The sequence below is a fragment of the Actinokineospora guangxiensis genome (assembly GCF_042657845.1).
Classification (GTDB): Bacteria; Actinomycetota; Actinomycetes; order Mycobacteriales; family Pseudonocardiaceae; genus Actinokineospora; species Actinokineospora guangxiensis.
In genome coordinates this window covers 21,104-43,301 of record NZ_JBHSKF010000017.1, presented here as the reverse complement: position 1 = coordinate 43,301, position 22,198 = coordinate 21,104, and the positions used below count along the sequence as shown (strand labels likewise).

At 71.8% G+C, this 22,198-nt stretch carries 22 protein-coding genes; 15 read left to right on the top strand and 7 right to left on the bottom strand.

All coding sequences use genetic code 11. From position 1 onward, the window contains the following. The first annotated feature begins 119 nt into the window (after positions 1–119). Positions 120–740 (top strand): MerR family transcriptional regulator, encoded by a 621-nt coding sequence (locus ACFPM7_RS25730; protein WP_378250355.1) that lies wholly within the window; start codon positions 120–122, stop codon positions 738–740. Between the two features lie 31 nt (positions 741–771). Here ACFPM7_RS25730 and ACFPM7_RS25725 read toward each other — a convergent pair whose 3' ends face one another. Then, the gene (locus ACFPM7_RS25725) at positions 772–2,508 is read right to left on the bottom strand and encodes a glycerol-3-phosphate dehydrogenase/oxidase (RefSeq protein WP_378250354.1); all 1,737 of its coding nucleotides are present in this window, start codon (positions 2,506–2,508) and stop codon (positions 772–774) included. 283 nt (positions 2,509–2,791) lie between these two features. Between ACFPM7_RS25725 and ACFPM7_RS25720 the strand changes: the two genes are divergently transcribed. Both ACFPM7_RS25720 and glpK read left to right on the top strand, forming a co-directional pair. Further along, the gene (locus ACFPM7_RS25720; protein ID WP_378250508.1) at positions 2,792–3,532 is read left to right on the top strand and encodes an MIP/aquaporin family protein; all 741 of its coding nucleotides are present in this window, start codon (positions 2,792–2,794) and stop codon (positions 3,530–3,532) included. Between the two features lie 28 nt (positions 3,533–3,560). Further along, the gene (glpK, locus tag ACFPM7_RS25715; protein WP_378250353.1) at positions 3,561–5,075 is read left to right on the top strand and encodes a glycerol kinase GlpK; all 1,515 of its coding nucleotides are present in this window, start codon (positions 3,561–3,563) and stop codon (positions 5,073–5,075) included. Positions 5,076–5,126: 51 nt separating this feature from the next. On the opposite strand, the gene ACFPM7_RS25710 is transcribed toward glpK, so the two are convergent. Together ACFPM7_RS25710 and ACFPM7_RS25705 are read right to left on the bottom strand one after the other, a co-directional pair. Beyond that, the gene (locus ACFPM7_RS25710) at positions 5,127–5,264 is read right to left on the bottom strand and encodes a hypothetical protein (protein WP_378250352.1); all 138 of its coding nucleotides are present in this window, start codon (positions 5,262–5,264) and stop codon (positions 5,127–5,129) included. Positions 5,265–5,423: 159 nt separating this feature from the next. After that, positions 5,424–6,827, bottom strand: coding sequence for an NAD(P)H-quinone dehydrogenase (locus tag ACFPM7_RS25705; protein ID WP_378250351.1), 1,404 nt, complete (start codon positions 6,825–6,827; stop codon positions 5,424–5,426). Between the two features lie 115 nt (positions 6,828–6,942). Here ACFPM7_RS25705 and ACFPM7_RS25700 point away from each other — a divergent pair, with 115 nt between their 5' ends. The 3 genes from ACFPM7_RS25700 (at position 6,943) to ACFPM7_RS25690 (ending at position 8,871) form a co-directional block, all read left to right on the top strand. Further along, entirely contained in the window at positions 6,943–7,407 is a 465-nt protein-coding gene (locus ACFPM7_RS25700) for a gamma-glutamylcyclotransferase (RefSeq protein ID WP_378250350.1), read from the top strand. Positions 7,408–7,475: 68 nt separating this feature from the next. Next, positions 7,476–8,036, top strand: coding sequence for an AMIN-like domain-containing (lipo)protein (locus ACFPM7_RS25695; protein WP_378250349.1), 561 nt, complete (start codon positions 7,476–7,478; stop codon positions 8,034–8,036). A gap of 289 nt (positions 8,037–8,325) precedes the next feature. Beyond that, complete coding sequence (locus ACFPM7_RS25690; RefSeq protein WP_378250348.1) at positions 8,326–8,871, top strand: hypothetical protein; 546 nt, start codon at positions 8,326–8,328, stop codon at positions 8,869–8,871. A 5-nt stretch (positions 8,872–8,876) separates the two neighbouring features. On the opposite strand, the gene ACFPM7_RS25685 is transcribed toward ACFPM7_RS25690, so the two are convergent. From ACFPM7_RS25685 to ACFPM7_RS25675, 3 genes are read right to left on the bottom strand one after another with little or no spacing between them, the layout of a single operon-like run. Further along, positions 8,877–9,812, bottom strand: coding sequence for a hydroxymethylglutaryl-CoA lyase (locus tag ACFPM7_RS25685; protein WP_378250347.1), 936 nt, complete (start codon positions 9,810–9,812; stop codon positions 8,877–8,879). Further along, positions 9,799–10,317, bottom strand: coding sequence for a PH domain-containing protein (locus ACFPM7_RS25680; protein ID WP_378250346.1), 519 nt, complete (start codon positions 10,315–10,317; stop codon positions 9,799–9,801). Before ACFPM7_RS25680 ends, ACFPM7_RS25685 begins: the two co-directional genes overlap by 14 nt. Before the next feature lie 47 nt (positions 10,318–10,364). Continuing rightward, positions 10,365–11,159: a biotin--[acetyl-CoA-carboxylase] ligase gene (locus ACFPM7_RS25675; protein ID WP_378250345.1), complete on the bottom strand. Its 795-nt coding sequence runs from the start codon at positions 11,157–11,159 to the stop codon at positions 10,365–10,367. A 333-nt stretch (positions 11,160–11,492) separates the two neighbouring features. Between ACFPM7_RS25675 and ACFPM7_RS25670 the strand changes: the two genes are divergently transcribed. The 7 genes from ACFPM7_RS25670 (at position 11,493) to ACFPM7_RS25640 (ending at position 19,013) form a co-directional block, all read left to right on the top strand. Continuing rightward, entirely contained in the window at positions 11,493–13,130 is a 1,638-nt protein-coding gene (locus ACFPM7_RS25670; protein ID WP_378250344.1) for an acyl-CoA carboxylase subunit beta, read from the top strand. Next, positions 13,127–13,342, top strand: a complete 216-nt coding sequence (locus ACFPM7_RS25665) for an acyl-CoA carboxylase subunit epsilon (RefSeq protein WP_378250343.1) — start codon at positions 13,127–13,129, stop codon at positions 13,340–13,342. Before ACFPM7_RS25670 ends, ACFPM7_RS25665 begins: the two co-directional genes overlap by 4 nt. Positions 13,343–13,410: 68 nt before the next feature. Then, a complete protein-coding gene (locus ACFPM7_RS25660; RefSeq protein ID WP_378250342.1) occupies positions 13,411–14,982 on the top strand; it encodes a DHA2 family efflux MFS transporter permease subunit in 1,572 nt (523 codons plus the stop codon). After that, complete coding sequence (locus ACFPM7_RS25655) at positions 14,979–16,616, top strand: CocE/NonD family hydrolase (RefSeq protein WP_378250341.1); 1,638 nt, start codon at positions 14,979–14,981, stop codon at positions 16,614–16,616. The genes ACFPM7_RS25660 and ACFPM7_RS25655 overlap by 4 nt, the downstream gene beginning before the upstream one ends. Positions 16,617–16,789: 173 nt before the next feature. Further along, entirely contained in the window at positions 16,790–17,401 is a 612-nt protein-coding gene (locus ACFPM7_RS25650; protein ID WP_378250340.1) for a Maf family protein, read from the top strand. Positions 17,402–17,480: 79 nt separating this feature from the next. Beyond that, positions 17,481–17,579: a putative leader peptide gene (locus ACFPM7_RS25645; protein ID WP_378250339.1), complete on the top strand. Its 99-nt coding sequence runs from the start codon at positions 17,481–17,483 to the stop codon at positions 17,577–17,579. Positions 17,580–17,645: 66 nt separating this feature from the next. Beyond that, on the top strand, positions 17,646–19,013 hold the full coding sequence (locus tag ACFPM7_RS25640) for a dicarboxylate/amino acid:cation symporter (RefSeq protein WP_378250337.1): 1,368 nt from the start codon (positions 17,646–17,648) through the stop codon (positions 19,011–19,013). A 42-nt stretch (positions 19,014–19,055) separates the two neighbouring features. Here ACFPM7_RS25640 and ACFPM7_RS25635 read toward each other — a convergent pair whose 3' ends face one another. After that, entirely contained in the window at positions 19,056–19,739 is a 684-nt protein-coding gene (locus tag ACFPM7_RS25635; RefSeq protein WP_378250336.1) for a hypothetical protein, read from the bottom strand. Between the two features lie 137 nt (positions 19,740–19,876). Here ACFPM7_RS25635 and ACFPM7_RS25630 point away from each other — a divergent pair, with 137 nt between their 5' ends. Both ACFPM7_RS25630 and ACFPM7_RS25625 read left to right on the top strand, forming a co-directional pair. Continuing rightward, the gene (locus tag ACFPM7_RS25630) at positions 19,877–21,640 is read left to right on the top strand and encodes an acetyl/propionyl/methylcrotonyl-CoA carboxylase subunit alpha (protein WP_378250335.1); all 1,764 of its coding nucleotides are present in this window, start codon (positions 19,877–19,879) and stop codon (positions 21,638–21,640) included. A 74-nt stretch (positions 21,641–21,714) separates the two neighbouring features. Further along, positions 21,715–22,170, top strand: a complete 456-nt coding sequence (locus tag ACFPM7_RS25625; protein WP_378250334.1) for a DUF1707 SHOCT-like domain-containing protein — start codon at positions 21,715–21,717, stop codon at positions 22,168–22,170. The last annotated feature ends 28 nt before the right edge of the window (positions 22,171–22,198 follow it).

The following is a 22,198-nucleotide window of genomic DNA, read 5'->3' as shown; positions in this document are numbered from 1 at the left end:
CATGGTGGTGCTCCCATGAATGGATAGTGGTGCTCGCTGCTTTCGATAGTTACACTATCCACGTGGGGTCCGCAACAGCAATGCGGGAGAACCCTGAGATCGACCCGGAGGTACGGCGCGTGCGGATCGCCGAACTGAGCAGGGAAACCGGCGTGCCGGTGCCCACGATCAAGTTCTACCTGCGGGAAGGGGTGCTTCCCGCAGGTGAGCGGACCAGCAAGAACCAGGCCCGCTACGACGAGTCGCACATCCGCAGGCTCCGGCTGATCCGGGCCATGGTCGACTTGGGCGGGCTGTCGCTGGCCTCGGTGCGGGAGATCGTGGCCGCGATCGACGACCAGGAGAGCGACGACGACCAGCTGATGGGGAGGGTGTCCAAGAGCCTGATCCCCGAGGTCGACGCGGTGGACGACGCGTCGCTGGCGGCCGTGGAGGCGGTGCTGGCGGAGCTGGGGTGGGAGGACGCCTGTTCGCATCCCTCGGCGCGGACGCTGGCGGCGGTGTTGGCGGCCGGGCGGGAGCTGGGGCACGACTTCGCGCCTACTTTTGTGGCGCACGGGCGGGCGTGCGAGGAGGTGGCGCGGGCGGATCTGGACTACGTGGAGGGCAAGGACGTGGACCAGATGCTGGAGAGCGTCATCGTGGGGACGCTGTTGGGGGACACGGCTTTGGCGGCACTGCGGCGGATCGCCCAGACGGTGGAGTCACATCGGCGGTACGGGGTGGACGAGGACGAGTAGGGCCGCCCCCTGGTCGAGGGCGGCCCTGGGGCTACACCAGGTCGGTCAGCTTGTCCCTGGCCTCCGGCGCGGCGATGCGGCTGGCGTCGGCGGCGGTGTCGTCGGCTTCGGACTGGGAGGCGCGTTCGGCCGCCACCCGGGAGAGGTAGAGCTGGGCCTCGTGCTCGCGGGTCTTCTCGTCCCAGCCGAGGACCTCGCCGACCAGGTCGGCGACCTGGCGGGCGGAGTCCGCGCCGCGGTGGGGGTACTCGATGCTCACCCGGAGCCTGCGGGCCAGGACGTCCTCCAGGTGCAGCGCGCCCTCGTGGCTGGCGGCGTAGACGGCCTCCACGCGGAGGTAGTCGGCGGCGCCGTCGAGGGGTTTGAGGAGGTCGGGGCGGTCCTTGGCGAGTTCCAGGACCTCGTGCAGCAGGGAGCCGTAGCGGTCCAGGAGGTGGCGGACGCGGTAGGGGTGCAGGCCGTGTTCGGCGGCGAGGAGGTCGGCCTGGTTGACCAGGGCGTGGTAGCCGTCGGCGCCCAGGAGGGGGACCTGGTCGGTGATGCTGGGCTGGAGCCTGCCGGGCAGGTCGACCGAGGCGGCGTCGACGGCGTCGGCGGCCATCACCCGGTAGGTGGTGTACTTGCCGCCCGCGATGGCGACCAGGCCGGGCGACACCCGGGCGACGGCGTGCTCGCGGGAGAGCTTGGAGGTCTCCTCGCTCTCGCCCGCCAGCAGGGGGCGCAGACCCGCGTAGACGCCCTCGATGTCGTCGTGGGTCAGCGGGCGGGCCAGGACCGTGTTGACGTGGTCGAGGATGTAATCGATGTCGGCGCGGGTGGCGGCCGGGTGGGCCAGGTCCAGGTTCCAGTCGGTGTCGGTGGTGCCGACGATCCAGTGGTTGCGCCACGGGATGACGAACAGCACCGACTTCTCCGTGCGCAGGATCAGGCCCGACTCGGCGATGATCCGGTCCTTCGGGACCACGATGTGCACGCCCTTGCTGGCCCGCACCCGGAACCGGCCGCGGCTGCCGGAGACGCGCTGCAACTCGTCGGTCCAGACGCCGGTGCAGTTGATGACGGCCTCGGCGCGGACGTCGGTCTCGCGGCCGTCCTCCACGTCGCGCACCCGTACCCCGGTGACCCTGTCGGACTCGCGCAGGAAGCCCACGACCTGGGTCGACGTGCGCACGACCGCGCCGTAGTGCGCCGCCGTGCGGGCGACGGTCATGGTGTGGCGGGCGTCGTCGGCGATGGCGTCGAAGTAGCGGATGCCGCCGATGAGGGCGTCGCGCTTGAGGGCCGGGACCAGGCGCAGCGCGCCCGAGCGCGACAGGTGCTTCTGGCCGGGGACGCTGCGGGCGCCGCCCATCGTGTCGTAGAGGAACAGGCCCGCCGCGGTGTACGGGCGCTCCCAGACGCGGTTCGACAGCGGGTAGAGGAAGCTGACCGGCTTGACCAGGTGCGGGGCCAGGCGGGTCAGCATCAGCTCCCGCTCGCGCAGGGCCTCGCGCACCAGGCCGAACTCCAGCTGCTCCAGGTAGCGCAGGCCGCCGTGGAAGAGCTTGCTCGACCTGCTGGAGGTCCCCGAGGCCAGGTCACGCGCCTCGACCAGGGCCACCTTGAGCCCCCGGGTCGCCGCGTCGAGCGCCGTGCCGACGCCGACCACCCCGCCACCGACCACGACCACGTCGAAGCGCTGCTCGCCCAGGTCCGCCCACGCGCGCTCGCGCTGTTCAGGCCCGAGCGCCCCGCCGAACCGGTCCGCTGTGGAGTGTTGCCCGCCCACGTTCCCACCTCCGGTCGTCACCCGCCCCACGCTACCTCTCCGCGCCCTGGCCGGCTGTCCGTCGGGCGGGGAGAAACCTCACGCCGGGCGGGCGGGTTGTCCGCGGGGACAGCCTCGGATGTGGACGCGGGGCGCGTCGCGCGTTCGGGTGACAGGTGCGTCGATGTGGCTGTTTACAGCAGGTGCCGCCAGGGGTAGCGTCCGAGGTCACTCAGGGTAGGCACCGTCGCCGCCCGCGCGGGAGGCCGCCCTCTAGGCAGGTTGAGGGGAGACCGACGTGGACCTGACCTTCGGCGAGATCCTTCTCTGGGAACTGATGGGCACCGCGGCGCTCACGCTGTTGGGCTGCGGCGTCGTGGCCAACACGGTGCTCAAGAAGTCCCTGGGTTTCAACGGCGGCTGGCTGCTGATCAACTTCGGCTGGGGCTTCGCGGTCTTCGTGGGCGCCAGCATCGCCGCGCCGTCCGGGGCGCACCTGAACCCGGCCGTCACCGTGGGACTGCTCTCTTCGGGGCAGCTGCCGTGGGCCGATGTGCCCGCGTACTTCCTCGGCCAGTTCATCGGCGCGTTCATCGGCGCGGTGCTCTGCTGGGTGACCTACAAGATGCAGTTCGACACCCATGACGAGCCGGAGAACACGCGCGGCATCTTCTGCACCGGGCCGACGGTGCCGAACCGGTTCTGGAACACCGTGACCGAGGTCGTCGGCACGTTCGTGCTGGTGATCTGGATCCTGACCTCGCCGACGATCTCCATGCAGGACGGCGGCGTGCCGAACTTCGGCAACTCCGCGCTCGGCTACGCCGCGGTGATGTTCGTCGTCGTCGGTATCGGCAACTCGCTGGGCGGCCCCACCGGGTACGCCATCAACCCCGCGCGCGACCTCGGACCGCGCATCGCCTACGCGGTGCTGCCGATCCGGGGCAAGGGCCCGGCCGACTGGGGCTACTCGTGGGTGCCCATCGCGGGTCCGCTCATCGGCGCGGTCCTCGCCGGACTGCTGACCCAGATCCTGCCCGGCTGACCACCCGTCTAGGAGAGGCGAACATCTGATGACGAAGTACGTGGCCGCGATCGATCAGGGCACCACGTCGACGCGGTGCATGATCTTCACGCACGACGGCAAGGTGGCCGCGATCGACCAGCGCGAGCACAAGCAGATCTTCCCGCGCGCGGGCTGGGTCGAGCACGACCCGGCCGAGGTCTGGGAGAACACCAGGGCGGTGGCGGCGGGCGCGCTGGCCAAGGCCGACCTGGCCGTCTCCGACATCGCCTCGGTCGGCATCACCAACCAGCGCGAGACGGCCGTGGTCTGGGACCGCCGCACCGGCGAGCCGGTCTACAACGCCATCGTCTGGCAGGACACCCGCACCGACAAGATCGCCACCCAGCTGGGCGACCTCGGCGGCGGGCAGGAGCGGTACCGGTCCACGACCGGGCTGCCGCTGGCGACCTACTTCTCCGGGCCCAAGGTCCGCTGGATCCTCGACAACGTCGACGGGGCCCGCGAGCGCGCCGAGGCGGGCGACCTCATGTTCGGCAACATGGACACCTGGGTCCTGTGGAACATGACCGGCGGGGTCGACGGCGGCGTGCACGCCACCGACCCGACCAACGCCTCCCGCACCCTGCTGATGGACCTGTCCACACTGGACTGGGACGCCGACATCGCCGGGGAGATGGGCATCCCGCTGTCCATGCTGCCGCAGATCCGGTCATCGTCGGAGGAGTACGGCAAGGTCCGCGCGCGCGGCGCGCTGGCGGGCGTGCCGATCGCGGGCATCCTGGGCGACCAGCAGGCCGCGACCTTCGGGCAGGCGTGCCTGTCGCCGGGCGAGGCCAAGAACACCTACGGCACCGGCAACTTCGTGCTGCTCAACACCGGCACCGAGCAGGTCATGAGCGAGAACGGCCTGCTCACCACCGTCTGCTACAAGATCGGCTCGGCGGACCCGGTGTACGCCTTGGAGGGCTCGATCGCGGTCACCGGCTCGCTGGTGCAGTGGATCAGGGACAACCTGGGCATGATCGGCAGCGCGGCCGAGATCGAGGAGCACGCCCGCCAGGTCGAGGACAACGGCGGCTGCTACTTCGTCCCGGCGTTCTCCGGGCTGTTCGCGCCCTACTGGCGCTCCGACGCCCGCGGCGCGATCGTCGGCCTGACCCGCTACGTCAACAAGGGCCACCTGGCCAGGGCGGTCCTGGAGGCCACGGCGTTCCAGACGCGCGAGGTCATCGACGCCATGAACGCCGACAGCGGGGTGCCGCTGACCGCGCTCAAGGTGGACGGCGGCATGGTCGCCAACGAGCTGCTCATGCAGTTCCAGGCCGACATCCTCGGCGTGCCGGTCATCCGGCCGGTCGTCGCCGAGACGACCGCGCTCGGCGCGGCCTACGCGGCGGGCCTGGCCGTCGGGTTCTGGGACAGCGAGGACGACATCCGGGCCAACTGGGCCAAGGACAAGGAGTGGACCCCCGAGCTGTCCGAGGACAAGCGCGACCGCACCTACGCGAAGTGGAAGAAGGCGGTGACCCGCACCTTCGACTGGGTGGATGACGAGGACTGACCACCCTCGCCGCGACGCCCCCCGCATCCGCGCCATGCGGGGGGCGTCGCATCATCTGGTGGCGGTCAGCGGGGTGCGGGCGGCCGGTCTGGGGACCTGGCCGATGCCGCCGCAGCGCTTGCAGAAGTCCCTGCGGTTGGGCGCGAGGCCGGAGCCGAGGCACTCCGGGCATTCGGTGCGACGGGACATGGTCGCCTCCATCACGAATCGGGTCTCCAGACGTACCGGCTCCGTGGAGCGCTGCGAAAGGTCATTGGGCGCGTTCACCCGACCTTGCGACGCCATGATCACGCAGCGGGTAGCCGTACCCGACGGTGACCGGGAAGTCACCGCCCGATCGTGGAGACCTTAGTCAAGATCGTCGTGGCGCATCAGGCGGCGTCCCGCTTCGGTGATCGAGCCGGACAGCGACGGGTAGACCGAGAAGGTCAGGGCCAGGTCATCGACGGTCAGCTGGTTCTGCACGGCCAGCGCGATCGGCAGGATCAGCTCGCTGGCGCTCGGCGCGACGATCACCCCGCCGATCACCACGCCGGTGGCCGGGCGGCAGAACAGCTTGACGAAGCCGCGGCGCAGGCCCTCCATCTTCGCCCGCGCGTTGGTCGCGAGCGGGAGCATGATCGTGCGCGCCGGGACCTCGCCCTTGTCGATGGTGGCCTGGCTGATGCCGACGGTGGCGATCTCGGGCTGGGTGAAGACGTTCGCCGCGACGGTCTTGAGCTTGATCGGGGCGACGCCCTCGCCCAGGGCGTGCCACATCGCGATGCGGCCCTGCATGGCCGCCACCGAGGCCAGCATCAGCACGCCGGTGCAGTCGCCCGCGGCGTAGACGCCGGGCACGGGCGTGCGCGAGACCCGGTCGACGGCGATGAAGCCGCCGGGGGCCAGCTCGATGCCGACGCGCTCCAAGCCGATGTCGGAGGTGTTGGGGACCGAGCCGACGGTCATCAGCGCGTGGCTGGCGCGGACGGTCTCCCCGCCCTTGAGGTGCACGACCACGCCGTCGCGGTCGCGGTCGATGCGCTCGGCGCGGGCATGCTTGACCAGCGTCGTGCCGCGCTCGGCGAAGACGTCCTCCAGCACCACGGCGGCGTCGGCGTCCTCGTGCGGCAGCACCCGGTCGCGGCTGGAGATGACGGTGACCTTGACGCCCATCTCGATGAACGCCGAGGCGAACTCCGCGCCGGTCACGCCGGAGCCGACGACGACCAGGTGCTCGGGCAGCTCCTCCAGGTCGTAGATCTGACGCCAGTCGAGGACGCGCACGCCGTCGGGCTCGGCGCCGGGGATCACCCGGGGGGTCGCGCCGGTGGCGATGAGGACGACGTCGGCGTCGATCACCTCCGACTCCCCGGCCAGGGTCTGCACGGCGACGCGGTGCGCGGCCAGGCCCGCGCGGTCGTCGCAGAAGCGGGCGGTGCCGCTGAGCAGGCGGATGCCCTCGCGCTGGAGGCGGTTGCGGATGTCGGCCGACTGGGCCAGCGCCAGGCCCTTGACCCGGCCGCGCACGACCGGCAGGTGCACCGTGGAGTCGACGTCGTCGGTGCCGATGCCCAGCTCGTCGGCGTCGCGGAAGGCGTTGCGGGCCGCCGCGGAGGCGATGAACGTCTTCGACGGGACGCAGTCGTAGAGCACGCAGGCCCCGCCCAGCCCGTCCCGCTCGACCACGGTGACCTCGGCCCCGTGCTGCGCCGCGACCAGAGCCGCCTCGTAGCCGGCGGGCCCACCGCCCATGATCACGATCCTGGTCACCGGGGTTGCCTCCACTCTCACGCGTCCGCCGACACCCTATGCGCCGTCCGCGCAGGGCGAACGCTGACCCGCGTGCCCGCCTGCCGCCACCGCTCACACTCGCTACGCTGTCCGGGTGCCGCTCTACGCCGCCTACGGCTCGAACATGGACCCCACCCAGATGGCCAAGCGCGCCCCGCACTCGCCGATGGTGGGCGCGGGCTGGCTGGTCGGCTGGCGGCTGACCTTCGGCGGTGAGGACCTTGGCTGGGAGGGAGCGCTCTCCACGATCGTCGAGGACCCCGACTCGCAGGTCTTCGTCGTCATCTACGACGTGGTGGACGACGACGAGAACAACCTCGACCAGTGGGAAGGGCCGGAGATGGCCCTGCACTCCAAGATCCGGCTGCGGGTGCAGACGATGGAGGGGTCGGTCCTGGCGTGGCTGTACGTGCTGAACGACTATGAGGGCGGACTGCCCTCGGCGCGGTACCTGGGGGTCATCGCGGACGCGGCCGAGGCCGCCGGGGCTCCCGCGGACTACGTGTCGGACCTGCGGACACGGCCGTGCAACGGAATCGGTCCGGCTCCGACGAGCTGACAACCCCCGGCCGGGGTCAGGCGTCTCCTCCTCCGTGACAGCCGTCACTCGTAGGGGAGGAGATTGCGATGCGAGGCAAGTGGGGCAGACGGATCGCCGCAGCGGTGATCGCCGTGGGGGCCGTCGCGGCGCTGACGTCGGGGACCGCCGCGGCGACGCAGGGGTACTGCGGGCTCTCGTGGGGATCGCTGCCGAAGACGGCGGCTCCGTCCACGACGGGGGAGCTGACGGGGGTGCGCGGCGGGCGGCACCAGTGCTGGGACCGGCTGGTGATCGACGTCCGGTCGCCCGGGGCTGACGGGTACACCGTGCGCTACGTCGACCAGGTGTACATGGACGGCTCGGGGGAGCTGGTGCCGCTGCGCGGCGGGGCCAAGCTCCAGATCGTGGCGACGGCGCCCGCCTACAACGAGGCGGGGGCGCCGACGTACACGCCCGCGAACCGCGCCGAACTGGTGAACGTCGGCGGGTGGGACACGTTCCGGCAGGTGGCGTGGGCCGGGTCCTTCGAGGGGCAGACGACGGTGGGGCTCGGCGTCCGGGCCCGGCTGCCGTTCCGGGTCCTGGTGCTTGACGGGCCGGGGACGGGATCGCGCCTGGTGATCGACGTGGCCCACCGCTGGGAGTAGCGGTCCGGGGACCGCGTCGCTCGTGGCGCGGTCCCCGCTGTCTGCGGGTTTCCAGTTCGGACGATTCCCTCCACTTTGTCGACCGCCGTGGCTACATTCGGACACGGTGTGTTGGCGGATATCACTGGGGGTGATGATGTCGGACTTCTACACGGATGCTCAGGGTCGTCGGAGGCCGATCACGAAGAGGCGAACGCCCGCCGTGGTCGTCGCGGGGGTGGTCGCAGTGGGGGCGATCGCGGTCGGAGGCGGCGGGCTCGGTGGTGTGGGGGGTGGGGCCGGTTCGGTCGTGGGTCACGGATCGGTCGGCTCGGTGCGCCTGGGCGGGTCGCCCGCGCAACTGCGGGCGCGCAAGGCCGACGCGCAGAAGTCCGCGGCTCGGGGCGACCTCGACCGGGCGTGGAGCCGGATGGGGGTGCGGCAGGTGCGTCGGGCCGCCACACAGCGGGCATCCTGCGTGGGCGCTTCCTTCGGCCGGGTCCAGGACTTCTTGGCCCGACACGGGTGCACCCGGCTGGAGCGGGTGTTGTTCACCGTCGCCGACAGCTCAGGCAACACCGCGGTGGTCTCGATCGCGTGGGTGGGGCTGCGCGGGGCGGGGACGGCGCGGCGGTTCGCGGTGCTGATGGACGAGCAGGGTTCCGGCGACATCGCTCCACTCGGCGGATCGGTGCTGGACCTCGGTGACGTGCGGTTCACCGGGCTGCGCTACGGCAGGGTGAGCAACGGCGCGTCCGTCACCGTCGCCGAGGCGGAGAACGTGCTGGGCGGTCAGTTCGACCACGACTCGCTCGACGCGATCGCCGAGGTGGCCGCGTTCGCGCCTCGGCGGTGAGGGGGTCAGCCGCGCAGGGCGCGGACCACTCGGGACGGGCTGGGGCGGCCCAGCTGGGTGGACATCCAGGCGCTGGTGTCGGCCAGTCTCGCCAGATCGACGCCGGTTCTGACGCCCAGGCCGTCGAGCATCCAGACCAGGTCCTCGGTGGCCAGGTTGCCGGTGGCGGACTCGGCGTAGGGGCAGCCGCCGAGGCCGCCCGCGCTGGAGTCCACTGTGGTCACGCCGGCGCGGAGGGCGGTCAGCGTGTTGGCGAGGGCCTGGCCGTAGGTGTCGTGGAAGTGGACGGCCACCGCGGAGATGGGGACGCTTCTGGTCACGGCGGTGAGGACGGCCTGGACGTGGCCGGGGGTGGCGGTGCCGATGGTGTCGCCCAGGGAGAGTTCGGTGCAGCCCATCGACATGAGGCGGGTGGCGACGGCGGCCACCTGGGCGGGGTCCACCGGGCCCTCCCAGGGGTCGCCCCAGCACATGGAGACGTAGGCGCGGACGGCCAGGCCTTCGGCGGTGGCGCGGGTGACCACGGGCTCGAACATGGCGTACTGCTCGTCCAGGGAGCGGTTGAGGTTGCGCTTGGCGAAGGTCTCGGTGGCGCTGCCGAAGATGGCGATGTGGCGCACGCCCGCGGCCAGGGCGCGGTCGAGGCCCTTCTCGTTGGGGACCAGGACGGGGTAGCGGACACCGTCCACAGGGGAGAGAGCGGCGAGGACGTCGGCGGCGTCGGCGAGCTGGGGGACCCACTTCGGGTGGACGAAGCTGGTCGCCTCCAGGGTCGTCAGGCCCGCGTCGGCCAGGCGGGCGAGGAACTCGACCTTGACGTCCACCGGGACGACTGTCTGCTCGTTCTGCAGGCCGTCGCGGGCGCCCACCTCCCAGATGGTGACCCGGGACGGGAGGTCCGAGGGCACCACCTGGGGCAGGCCGAGGTCACTGGCGGCCATCGACCCGGCTGTAATCGTCGTTGGGGTTGTCGTTGACCTCGCGGTAGAGGAGGGTGTGGACCTTCTCCACGCGCGGGATGTCGTCGAACTCCAGGGGCTCCTGGGCGCTCGACTCGATGATCAGCGTGCCGCAGCCGACGATCCGGTCGATCAGCCCGTGCTCGAAGCGGACGCTGGAGATCCGCGACAGCGGAATGTCGATCCCGGTCCGGTTGATGACGCCCTCGCGGGCCATCACCCGATCGGTGGTCACGATGAAGTGGGTGGTTCGCCACCGCACGAACGGCACGAAGAACAGGAAGATCACCAGGATCAGCGCGAGCGCGCCGAGGATGATCCAGGCGATCGTGGCCCAGGTGAGGTCCTGGACGAGGATGGCGGCCCAGATGCCCAGGCCCAGCACCACGATGAGGTACAGGTAGGGCAGCAGCAGCATCTTCCAATGCGGGTGCTTGTGGAGCACGACACGCTCGCCATCGCTGAGCAGGTCGTCGGGGTAGGCCACGGTGGTCCCTCCGTTCGCGCCTTGACAGGGCAACCGTACCGCTCTGACTACGCCAAAGCGCGCAGATGCACCACGTCACCCGCCGAGATCGCCCGAGCGGTCCCGTCGACGTCCACCACCAGCCGCCCCTCGGCGTCCACCTCGACCGCGAGACCCTGCCTGGCCTCGTCGCCCGGCAGCTCCACGCGGACCCGCTGGCCCAGCGTCGCGCAGTTGGCGCGGTACTCGGCGAGCAGGCCGGAGGTCGCCAGGTCGCCGCCCGCGCCGCGCCAGGAGCGCTCGACCTCGGCGAAGGAGCGCAGCAGCGCCAGCGCCACCTCGGCGCGGTCGACGTTCGCGCCTTCCTCGTGGAAGGAGGTCGCGGGGAGACCGCCCGCGCCCGCGGGGACCTCGCGGGGGAGTCGGCCGACGTTGACGCCGATGCCGACGACGACGGCGTCGCCGGTGACCTCGGCGAGGATGCCCGCGCACTTGGCCATGGAGGCTCCGGCGAGGAGGTCGTTGGGCCACTTGAGGGAGGCCATGAGGCCGACGTGGCGGGCTGTCCGGACCAGGGCCACGCCTGCCACCAGGGACAACGCGCCGAGCTTGGCGGCGGGGACGGTCGGGCGGAGGAGGACGCTGAGGTAGAGGCCGGACTCCGGCGGGGAGACCCACTCGCGGGAGCGGCGGCCCCGGCCCTCGGTCTGCTCCTCGGCGATGAGGACCGTGCGGTCCTGGGCGTCTGGGTCGGCCATGAGGTCGGCGTTGGTGGAGCCGGTGGTGGCGACGACGTCTAGGGCCGCGTATGGGCCGTCGTCGACCAGGGCCTTGCGCAGGGTGTCGGCATCTAGTGCGGCCATGGTTGCCAGCGTAGAGGGCTGGAGCCCGGCTGACCCGTCGGAGCTGGGAAGGGGCAGCCGGGCACCGGGATGGTGCGACCTTGAGCGCGGTGGAGGTCAAGTCACGCTGTTCGCCGCGCACGCCCGCCTCAGCGACGGCGCTCGGGGGAGGTGGGGGACAGAGGAGCTGAACCACGCGATCATCCCGCTGCCTGCGGCGGAGTGGGGAGCTGGACGAGCCGTTCGGCACCACCTTCGAGGGCACGGAGCTGCGGGCGGCGACCGCCGCCTGAGGCGGTGATGTGAGCTACGACTAAGCGCCAATCGCGTTAACCGTCGCTAATGTGGCCTCCCATGAGCAGCGCGACCGAGCCGATCGGGCAGGTGCAGGCCGGGGAGCCGGACCTCCACACCACGGCGGGCAAGCTGGCGGACCTCTACCGCCGGTATGACGAGGCCGTGCACGCGGGCTCCGCGCGTGCGGTGGAGAAGCAGCACGCCAAGGGGAAGATGACCGCGCGCGAGCGCATCGACCTGCTGCTCGATCCCGGGTCGTTCGTGGAGTTGGACGAGTTGGCGCGGCATCGGTCCACGAACTTCGGGTTGGAGAAGAACCGGCCCTACGGTGACGGGGTCGTCACCGGGTACGGGACGGTCGACGGGCGGCCGGTGTGTGTGTTCAGCCAGGACGTGACCGTGTTCGGGGGCTCGCTGGGGCAGGTGTACGGGGAGAAGATCGTCAAGGTGATGGACCTGGCGATCAAGACCGGGCGGCCGATCGTCGGGATCAACGAGGGCGGTGGCGCGCGCATCCAGGAAGGGGTCGTGTCGCTGGGGCTCTACGGGGAGATCTTCTCGCGCAACGTGCGGGCCTCGGGGGTGGTGCCGCAGATCTCGCTGATCATGGGGGCGAACGCGGGCGGGCACGTCTACTCCCCGGCGCTGACCGACTTCATCGTCATGGTCGACAAGACCTCGCAGATGTTCATCACCGGGCCGGACGTGGTCAAGACCGTCACCGGTGAGGAGGTGACGCTGGAGGAGCTGGGCGGCGCGCGCACGCACAACACCAAGTCCGGCGTCGCGCACTACATGGGCGCCGACGAGGAAGACGCGATCTCCTACGTCAAGGAGCTGCTCTCCTTCCTGCCCTCCAACAACCTCTCCGACGCCCCCGTCTTCCCCGGCTTCGCCGAGGACGGCTCGGTCGCCGAGAACGTGCAGGACACCGACCTCGAACTCGACGCGCTGATCCCGGACTCGGCCAACCAGCCCTACGACATGCACGAGGTCATCACCCGGGTCGTGGACGAGGGCGAGTTCCTTGAGGTGCACCCCCTCTTCGCGCCGAACATCGTGGTCGGGTTCGGGCGGGTCGAGGGGCGCAGCGTCGGGGTCGTGGCCAACCAGCCGACGCAGTTCGCCGGGTGCCTGGACATCGACGCCTCGGAGAAGGCGGCGCGGTTCGTGCGCACGTGCGACGCGTTCAACATCCCGGTGCTGACCTTCGTCGACGTGCCCGGCTTCCTGCCCGGCACCGACCAGGAGTTCGACGGGATCATCCGGCGCGGGGCGAAGCTGATCTACGCCTACGCCGAGGCAACCGTGCCGCTGGTCACCGTCATCACCCGCAAGGCCTACGGCGGCGCGTACGACGTCATGGGGTCCAAGCACCTCGGCGCCGACATCAACCTGGCCTGGCCGACCGCGCAGATCGCCGTCATGGGCGCCTCCGGTGCGTCGAACATCCTGCACCGGCGGACGCTGCAGGCGGCTCTCGAAGCAGGCGAGGACGTCGACGCGCTGCGGGCCAAGCTCGACCGCGAGTACGAGGACACGCTGCTCAACCCGTACGTCGCCGCCGAGCGCGGCTACGTCGACTCGGTCATCCCGCCCTCGCACACGCGCGGGTACGTGGCCCGTGCCCTGCGGATGCTCAGCGACAAGCGGGAGAGCCTGCCGCCCAAGAAGCACGGGAACATCCCGCTGTGAGCGCCGAGGAGAAGCCGCTGTTCAGCGTGGTCAAGGGCGAGCCGACGGCCGAGGAGCTGGCTGCCCTGACCGCCGTCGTGCTCGCCGCCGCCTCCGGTGGCGGCGAGCCGGAACGCCCGCCCGCCTCGGCGTGGGCGGCGCGCTCCGGGCAGACCCGCAAGCCGCTGGACCACGGGCCCGGCGCCTGGCGCGCGTCCGGCCTGCCCCGCTGACGACTCTCACGCACCCGCGCCCGCAGCACGGCCTAGGCTCTCCGCAGACTTCCAGGAGGGCGTGAGGCATGCGGGAACGGCCGTGGGTGGGGCTGGCCGCGCTGTGCGCCTGCTTCTTCCTGGTGATGCTGGACTCCACCATCGTCACCGTCGCCGTCCCGGCGATCCTCACCGGCCTGGACTCCACGCTGAACCAGGTCATCTGGGTCAACAGCGTGTACCTGCTGGCCAACACCGTCCCGCTGCTGATCACCGGCAGGCTCGGCGACCGCTACGGGCCCAAGCGGGTGCTGCTGGTCGGGCTCGCGGTGTTCCTCGCCGCGTCCGTCTGGTGCGGACTCGCGGGCTCGGCCGGCTCGCTCATCGCCGCCCGCGCCGTGCAGGGGCTCGGCGCGGCGCTGATGACGCCGCAGACGCTGGCGTTCATCACCCGGCTGTTCCCGGCGGACAAGCGCGCGGTGCCGATCGCGGTGTGGGGCGCGGTGTCCGGGGTGGCGACCATCGCCGGGCCGGTCATCGGCGGGCTGCTCGTGCAGCACGCGGGCTGGGAGTGGATCTTCCTGCTGAACCTGCCGATCGGGCTGGCCGGGCTGGTCGTCGGCGCGGTGTTCCTGCCGGACTGGCGGCCCAGCGGGCGGGTCCGCTTCGACACCCTCGGCGCGGTGCTCGCCTCGGCCGGGCTGGCGCTGGTCGTCTTCGGCGTGCAGAACGGGCAGCACTACCAGTGGGGCGCGATCATCGGGCCGCTGTCGGTGCCGGTGGTCATCGGGATCGGGCTGCTGCTGCTCGGCGGGTTCCTCATCCAGCAGCGCCGGGTCAGGACCGACCCACTGCTGCCGATGGGCCTCTTCGCCAACCGCACCTTCGGCGCGGCCAACCTGACCCACGCCGCGCTCGGGTTCGCCACCACCGGCATGTTCCTGCCGCTGGTCATCTACTTGCAGACCGTCCTCGGTCTGGACCCGCTCGCCTCGGCGCTGCTGTGCGCGCCGATGGCCGTCGGCGCCGGGATCGCCGCGGTGGCGGCGGGCAGGCTGTTCTCCTCGGCGGGCGCACGGCCGCTGGTGGTCGCCGGGCTCGGCGCGCTCGCCCTCGGAGTGGTGTCCCTGTCGGTGCTGGCCGAGCCGGACACCGCGCCCGGCGCGCTGATCCCCGGCCTGGTCGTGGCGGGCATCGGCATCGGGCTGGTGTTCTCCCCGCTGACGGCCGCGGCCACCATCGGGCTGCCGCCGCAGCTGGCGGGCGCGGCCTCCGGGGTGTTCAACACCTCGCGGCAGGTCGGCGGGGTGCTCGGGTCGGCGTCGACCGGGGTGCTGTTGCAGGTCTGGCTGAGCTTCACCGTGCCCGCGGCGGCACGCGACTACGCCGAACTGCTGCCCGCCGGGTACCGGCGCGAGTTCGTCGAGCGGATCAGCGCCGCGGCCAACACCGCCAGCCAGTTCGGCGGCGAGAGCCCGGCCGTGCCCGCTGACTGGTCGCCGTCGCTGGCCGAACGGGTGCGCGACCTGGCCACCGACGCCTTCCACCTCGGGTTCACCAACGCCGCCAAAGCCACGCTGGTGCTGCCGGTGATCGTGCTCGTCCTCGGGATGATCGCCGCCGCGGGCCTGCGCACCCCCGTCCTGACCCGCAAGCCGTGACCGCGGGCCGCTGGGCGCTGGTCGCCGTGCTGCTGGCGGTGCTGTGCGCGCCGACGCGCCCGGTCGCGCCGGTGAGCACCCCGATCCACTCCTACGCCGACGCCGTGCGGCACACGGTGTGGGTCGACACCGGCACCGCCCGGGTGGCCGCCGACGTCATCCGGCCGAGGACCGCCAAGCCCGTCCCGGTGATCATGGTGACCAGCCCGTACAACACGACGCTGGGGCGCGGGCTGGAGGAGCAGCTCAAGGCCTACGACCTCAGCGGCGCGCCGACGTCGTTCCCGCTGTTCCTGGACAACTACTTCGTGCCGCGCGGGTACGCCGTCGTGCAGGTCGACCTGCCGGGGTCGGGGCGGTCGAGCGGGTGCCTGGACGTCGGGGGGCCGGGGGAGGTCGGGGCGGCGAAGGCGGTGGTGGACTGGCTCAACGGGCGGGCCACGGGCCACACGTCGGTCGCCGGCGGGGAGACGGCGGCGGCGACCTGGTCGACCGGGGACGTCGGCATGGTCGGGAAGTCCTGGGACGGGACCATCGCCATCGGGCTGGCGGGCACCGGGGTCGAGGGACTGCGCACCATCGTCCCGATCGGGGCGATCTCGTCCTGGTACGACTACTACCGGGCCAACGGGACCGAGCTGGACAGCGGCACGCCCGCGGGGTTGGCGGCGCAGGTCGACAACGACAAGGGCTGCCCGTACGGCGGCCTGGCCGCCCCGTCGCTGAACCCCGACGACGAGATGTGGCGGGCCCGGGACTACCGGCGCACGGCGGGGAACGTGCGGGCCAGCGTGTTCGCGGTGCACGGGCTGGGGGACACCAACGTCCGGCCGCTCCACTTGGGACTGTGGTGGCCGCTGGTGACCACGCCGAAGCGGATCTGGCTGGGGCAGGCGGGGCACGCCGACCCGTTCGACTTCCGGCGCGCGGAGTGGGTCGCGGCTCTGCACCAGTGGTTTGACCATTACCTGCTGGGGTTGGACAACGGGGCACCCACCGGGTTGTCGGTGGAGCATGCGCCCGATCGGTGGTCGGAGTACCCGGGGTGGCCGGCTGGAGGGTCGGTGGAGTACCGCCCGACGGCGGACGGGGGGTTGGGGGCGGTTCCGGGGGAAGGGGTGTTGGCGTTCGCGGATGACCAGCGGCCCGCCGAGGCTTGGCTCACTGATCCGGAGTCGGGGCGGTTGCTGTTTCGCACCCCGCCGTTGACGGTGGAGACGCGGTTGTCGGGGGTGGCGTCGCTGCGGCTGGCGGCTGAGGGGGACCGGGTCAGCGCGGTGTTGGTGGACTTCGGGCCGGTCCGGGCTCGCGACCGGGCGGATGAGGGCGTGCGGAAGGTGGGGAGTCGGTCGTGCTGGGGGGAGAGCACGGGGGTGGACAGTGCTTGCTACCTGGACACGGCCACGCCGACGAGTGTGGTGGATCGGCGGGTGCTGGCCACGGCGTGGGCTCGGGCGGGTGGGGTGGTGGAGTTTCCGCTGGGGGCGGTGGACGTGGTGATTCCGGCTGGGCATCGGGTGGGGTTGGTGGTGGGGGGGACTGATCGGGCGGCGTTGCCTGAGGGGGGTGGTGGGGAGGTTCGGGTGGATCTGGCGGGGACGGTGCTGCGGCTGCCGGTGGTGTCGGGGTTCTAGGCGGGTGTACTGGGTGGGGCAGCGGCTGCGCGCGGCGGTGGACAGCGCGGGTCGCTCGTGCGCGGTCGGCGTGGCAACTCCGGCGGTGAGCAGGCGGCGGCAGGCGCGCACCCCGGAGAAGCGGTGGGTGTGGTCCCGCGGATGGCGATCTCGGGGGCTTCTAGACTTTCGAGGTGCTGTTCGTACTCGCGTCCCAGTCCCCTGCCCGGCTCGGTGTCCTGCGGGCGGCGGGGACTGATCCCGTTGTGCGGGTCTCCGGGGTGGACGAGGACGCCATCATCGCTGGGCTCGGGGAGGCCAAGCCCGTTGACGTCGTGCTGGCGCTGGCCGAGGCGAAGGCGCGGGAGGTGGCGGGGGAGTTCGAGGACGCGCTGGTCATCGGGTGTGACTCGATGCTGCACTTCGGTGGGGAGTTGGTCGGCAAGCCCGCGTCGGCTGAGGTGGCGCGGGAGCGGTGGCGGCGGATGGCGGGTGGGAGCGGGGAGCTGTTGACCGGGCACGCGCTGCTGCGGGTGCGTGGCGGGGAGGTCGTCGGGGTGGCGGCGGGGACCGAGGGGACGGTTATCCGGTTCGGGGCGCCCAGCGAGGCGGAGATCGAGGCGTATGTCGCCACGGGGGAGCCGCTGAAGGTCGCGGGGGCGTTCACGCTCGACGGGCTCGGGGGCTGGTTCGTCGACGGGGTCGACGGGGACCCGTCCAGCGTCATCGGGATCAGCCTGCCGCTGCTGCGGCGGCTCCTGGGGGAACTCGGCGTGTCCGTGGCGTCGCTGTGGGTCAACCGGTAGGCGGGTGGCTGTTCCGGCAAGTGGGAGTGCCGCCGGTCACCCGTTCGGCGGGGAAGAAACCCACTCGTGGGCTGGTTTGATGCCAGTGATGAGGTCCTTCCGTGTCATCGCGCTGACCGAGCGCCTGCACGTCGATTTGCGGCGGCAGGCCAGCTCGCTGTGTCGCGCTGAGCGCTAAAGCGCCGGCAGACCAGTCATCCCACCCTGCCCTCTCCCCGCACGGCCTCTCCCCTGGAGCCCTGACATGTCCACAGACGCCTCCCCCGACGCCCAGCCGCGATCCGGCAACCGGCGCACCCTGATCTTCGGCCTCACCGTCCTCGCCGGTCTCGTCCTCGGCGCGGTGCTCGGCCTGATCGCCAAGGCCACCGAGGCCGACTGGCTCGTCACGACCCTCGACACCATCGGGTCGATCTTCACCTCGCTGCTGCAGTTCACCGTCATTCCGCTGGTCTTCACCGCGATCGTCGTCGGGTTCACCAGCCTGCGCGGACTCGGCGGCGCGCGCACCGCTACCCGGCTCGGCGGCAAGACGCTGCTGTGGTTCGGGATCACCTCGCTCGTCGCGGTGCTCATCGGCATCGTCGTCGGGCTGATCTCGGGCACCGGCAACGGTGTCAGCGTCACCCCGAGCGAGGCGGCGCTGGAGCGCCTCGCCGAGCGCGACCAGGGCGACTGGCTGACCGTCCTCAACGGACTGGTGCCGAGCAATGTGGTCTCCGCCTTCGCCGAGGGCGAGATCCTGCAGGTCGTCTTCGTCGCGGTGCTCGTCGGTGTCGCCACCTTCGCCCTCGGCGATCGGGCCAAGCCGTTCGTGACCTTCAACCAGGCCGTGTTCGACGTCATCCAGAAGATCCTCGGCTGGATCATCCGACTCGCCCCGATCGGCGTCCTCGGCCTCATCGGCAACGCGTTCGCCACCTACGGCAACGAGTTCGTGCAGCCGCTGCTGTCGCTGATCGCCTCGGTGTACATCGCCTCGGCGCTGGTGCTGTTCGTGGTCTACCCGCTGCTGCTGAAGTTCGTCGGCGGCGTGAGCCCGAAGACCTTCTTCGCCAAGGCGTGGACCGCGTTGCAGTTCGCGTTCGTGTCCCGCTCCTCGGGCGCGACGCTGCCGCTGAGCCGCCAGACCGCGGTCAACCTCGGCGTCGAGCCCGGCTACGCGGGCTTCGCGGTGCCGCTGGGCACCACGACCAAGATGGACGGTTGCGCCGCGCTGTACCCGGCCATCGCGACGATCTTCATCGCGAACATCTTCGGCTACTCGCTGAGCTTCTGGCAGTACGTCGGCATCGTCGCGGTCGCGGTGTTCGGCGCGTTCGCCACGGCGGGCACCACCGGGTGGTTCACCATGCTGACCCTGACGCTGAGCACCATCGGCCTGCCGCCGGAGCTGATCGCCACCGGCGTGGCCATCGTCTTCGGCATCGACCCGATCCTGGACATGATCCGCACCGCCACCAACGTCGGCGGGCAGATCACCGTCCCGGTGCTGGTCGCCCGCGGCGAAGGGCTGCTGGACGACGAGGTGCTCAACCGGCCCAGTGAACCGCCGCTGCTGGAGGAGCGCAAGGACGAGCGCAAGGACGAGCGCGCGCCGGTCCCGGCGTAAGAGCCACGACCAGCTGAGGGCCGTCCCCGCTCGGGGCGGCCCTCAGCCGCACTCGCCCAGGCGGGCCGAGGACAGCGCGACGGAGGGGTAGCCGGGCAGCTCGGCGGTGGAGGCGTACTGCCGCGTGCAGCCCACCGTCGTGCCCGCCAGGGTGAACACCTGCCCGTAAACGCCGTACTCGCACGCCTCGTCCGAGCACTGCGCCGCGATGACCTCCGGCCCGGAGTCGGCGACGACGTTGTTCAGGCCCAGGAAACCCGCCGTCGACAGGTACGGGCGCTCCAGCTTGCTCCACTTGTCCGAGCGCCCCACGACCACGACGCCGGTGAGACCCTGCTCTCCCTCCGCGCGCACCAGGCACGCCGAGATCGACGCCGGATAGCACTGCAGCGGACCGGATTCGACGAGCCTGCCGATGCCGCCGACCTCGATCACCCGGCTGGCCCCCGGGCTGCCGATGCGCAGTCTGCCGGTCATCCCGCCGGAGTCGGCCACCAGCTCGATGCGGGTGTCACCCAGCGTGGCCGCCCCGACCACCCGGCAGGGCTCGCGCAGGCAGCCGCCCGCCGCCGGGCCGGTGCTCGGCGGCGGTGGGGGCGGAACGGACGGGATGCCCGCGATCTGGGTCTGGCTCCTGGTCAGCGCCGCGCCGCCCAGGGCGCCCGCGAAGACGAGAGCGCCGAGCACCGCCGTCGCCACGACGGCGCGGGGCGTGCGCCGTGCCACAGCGGACCACCTCCCCCGCACAGGTTTACTCCGTACGAGGGACAGTAACCGCCTGATTGTGGGGTTGCTCTCGGTTCCGAGAACACGTCACTTCCGTAAACTCCCCCCACAGCCCGCGCGACTCAAGGAGGAACGGCGTGACCAAGGCCTTGACCAAGGTCCTCATCGCGAACCGGGGCGAGATCGCGGTCCGGGTCATCCGGGCCTGCCGGGACGCCGGGCTGACCAGTGTCGCCGTCTACGCCGACCCCGACCGCGACGCGGTGTTCACCCGCCTCGCCGACGAGGCCTTCGCCCTGGGCGGCAGCACGCCGGGCGAGAGCTACCTCGCCATCGACAAGGTCCTCGACGCCGCCAAGCGCTCCGGCGCCGACGCCGTGCACCCCGGATACGGCTTCCTCTCCGAGAACGCCGAGTTCGCCCAGGCCGTCATCGACGCCGGGCTCGTCTGGGTCGGCCCCGACCCGCAGGCCATCCGCGACCTCGGCGACAAGGTCACCGCGCGGCACATCGCGATGCGCGCGGGCGCGCCGCTGGTGCCCGGCACCAAGGAGCCCGTCGGCGGACCCGACGAGATCATCGCCTTCGCCCAGGAGCACGGCCTCCCGGTGGCCATCAAGGCCGCGTTCGGCGGCGGCGGGCGCGGCCTCAAGGTCGCCCGCACGCTGGAGGAGATCCCCGAGCTGTTCGACTCCGCGGTGCGCGAGGCGGTCAGCGCCTTCGGCCGCGGCGAGTGCTTCGTGGAGCGCTACCTGGACAAGCCGCGCCACGTCGAGGCGCAGGTGCTGGCCGACAAGCACGGCGGCGTGATCGTCGTCGGCACCCGGGACTGCTCCTTGCAGCGCCGCCACCAGAAGCTGGTCGAGGAGGCCCCCGCGCCGTTCCTCACCGACGAGCAGCGCGCCGACATCCACGCCTCGGCCAAGGCGATCTGCAAGGAGGCGGGCTACTCCGGCGCGGGCACCGTGGAGTACCTCGTCGGTCTCGACGGGACGATCTCCTTCCTGGAGGTCAACACCCGTCTGCAGGTCGAGCACCCGGTCTCGGAGGAGACCACCGGCATCGACCTCGTGCGCGAGCAGTTCCGCATCGCCGCCGGGGAGCGGCTGCGGTTCACAGAGGACCCGACGCCGCGCGGGCACTCCATCGAGTTCCGCATCAACGGCGAGGACGCGGGCCGCGGCTTCCTGCCCGCCCCCGGCACCGTGACGAAGTGGATCGCGCCGGAGGGCCCCGGTGTGCGCGTGGACTCCGGTGTGGAGTCCGGCACGGTCATCGGCGGGCAGTTCGACTCGCTGCTGGCCAAGCTGATCGTGACCGGCGCCACCCGCGAGGACGCGCTGGCGCGGTCGCGGCGGGCGCTGGACGAGCTGGTGGTCGAGGGCATGGCGACGGTCACGCCGTTCCACCGCGCGATCGTGCGCGACCCGGCGTTCGCCTCCGAGGAGTTCACCGTCCACACGCGCTGGATCGAGACGGAGTGGGACAACACCGTCGAGCCGTTCGCGGGCGGCGCGGACGCCGAGGAGGCGCAGCCGCGGCAGAACATCGTCGTGGAGGTCGGCGGGCGGCGGCTGGAGGTCAGCCTGCCGGGGACGCTGTCGGTGGGCTCCGGCGGCGGCGGCGTGGCGGCGAAGGCCAAGCCGCGCAGGCGCGCGGGCGGCAAGGGCGGCGCTGCCGCCTCCGGCGACGCGGTCGCCGCGCCGATGCAGGGCACGATCGTCAAGGTCGCCGTCGAGGACGGCGCGACCGTGGCCCAGGGCGACCTGATCGTCGTCCTGGAGGCGATGAAGATGGAGAACCCGGTCACCGCGCACAAGGCGGGCACCGTCAGCGGCCTCGGCGTCGCCCCCGGCGAGTCGGTGACCACCGGCGCGGTCCTCTGCGAGATCAAGGACTGAGCCGAGGACCGGCATCCCGGAGTCACTGAGAGCGACCTCAGCTGCGCGTGCCCGCTGATCCGTAGGATCGTGGGGTGAGCGAGCCAGCGTGGGAGCACGTCCGCATCGGGGACACCGAGCGGGAGACCGCGCTGCGCGCCCTCGGCGAGCACATGGGCGCCGGGCGGCTCACCGTGGACGAGTACGGGGAGCGCTCGGCCCGCGTCGCCACCGCGAAGACGCGCGGCGACCTGGCCGACCTCTTCGCCGACCTGCCCGAGCCGCGCCCCCGCTTCGGCCCGATCACCCCGCCGCCCGCCTACCCGCCGCCCGCCTACCCGGCGCCTGCCTACCCGCCGCCGCACTACGGCCACCACCACCCCGTGCCCGTGCACCCGTCGCGACCGCCCGCGCGGCGCTGGGACCCCGCGACGATCGCGGTGGCCGTGCTGGCCTTCGGCGTCCTGCTGGTCGGATTCCGGTGGGGCGTGCCGTTCGTGCTGCTGCCGATCCTGCTCGTGGTGCTCATCTCCCGCAGACGGCGTTTCTGAGCGGCTTCTGGCGCGCTCCCGGTGGGCA

Excerpts from the sequence above, each read along its gene's own strand:
- ACFPM7_RS25645 (WP_378250339.1), top strand. The coding sequence starts at position 17,481 with ATGCCAGTGATGAGGTCCTTCCGTGTCATCGCGCTGACCGAGCGCCTG.
- ACFPM7_RS25660 (WP_378250342.1), top strand. The coding sequence starts at position 13,411 with ATGCGGGAACGGCCGTGGGTGGGGCTGGCCGCGCTGTGCGCCTGCTTC.
- ACFPM7_RS25670 (WP_378250344.1), top strand. The coding sequence starts at position 11,493 with ATGAGCAGCGCGACCGAGCCGATCGGGCAGGTGCAGGCCGGGGAGCCG.
- ACFPM7_RS25675 (WP_378250345.1), bottom strand. The coding sequence starts at position 11,159 with ATGGCCGCACTAGATGCCGACACCCTGCGCAAGGCCCTGGTCGACGAC.
- glpK (WP_378250353.1), top strand. The coding sequence starts at position 3,561 with ATGACGAAGTACGTGGCCGCGATCGATCAGGGCACCACGTCGACGCGG.
- ACFPM7_RS25685 (WP_378250347.1), bottom strand. The coding sequence starts at position 9,812 with ATGGCCGCCAGTGACCTCGGCCTGCCCCAGGTGGTGCCCTCGGACCTC.
- ACFPM7_RS25695 (WP_378250349.1), top strand. The coding sequence starts at position 7,476 with ATGCGAGGCAAGTGGGGCAGACGGATCGCCGCAGCGGTGATCGCCGTG.
- ACFPM7_RS25710 (WP_378250352.1), bottom strand. The coding sequence starts at position 5,264 with ATGTCCCGTCGCACCGAATGCCCGGAGTGCCTCGGCTCCGGCCTCGCG.
- ACFPM7_RS25640 (WP_378250337.1), top strand. The coding sequence starts at position 17,646 with ATGTCCACAGACGCCTCCCCCGACGCCCAGCCGCGATCCGGCAACCGG.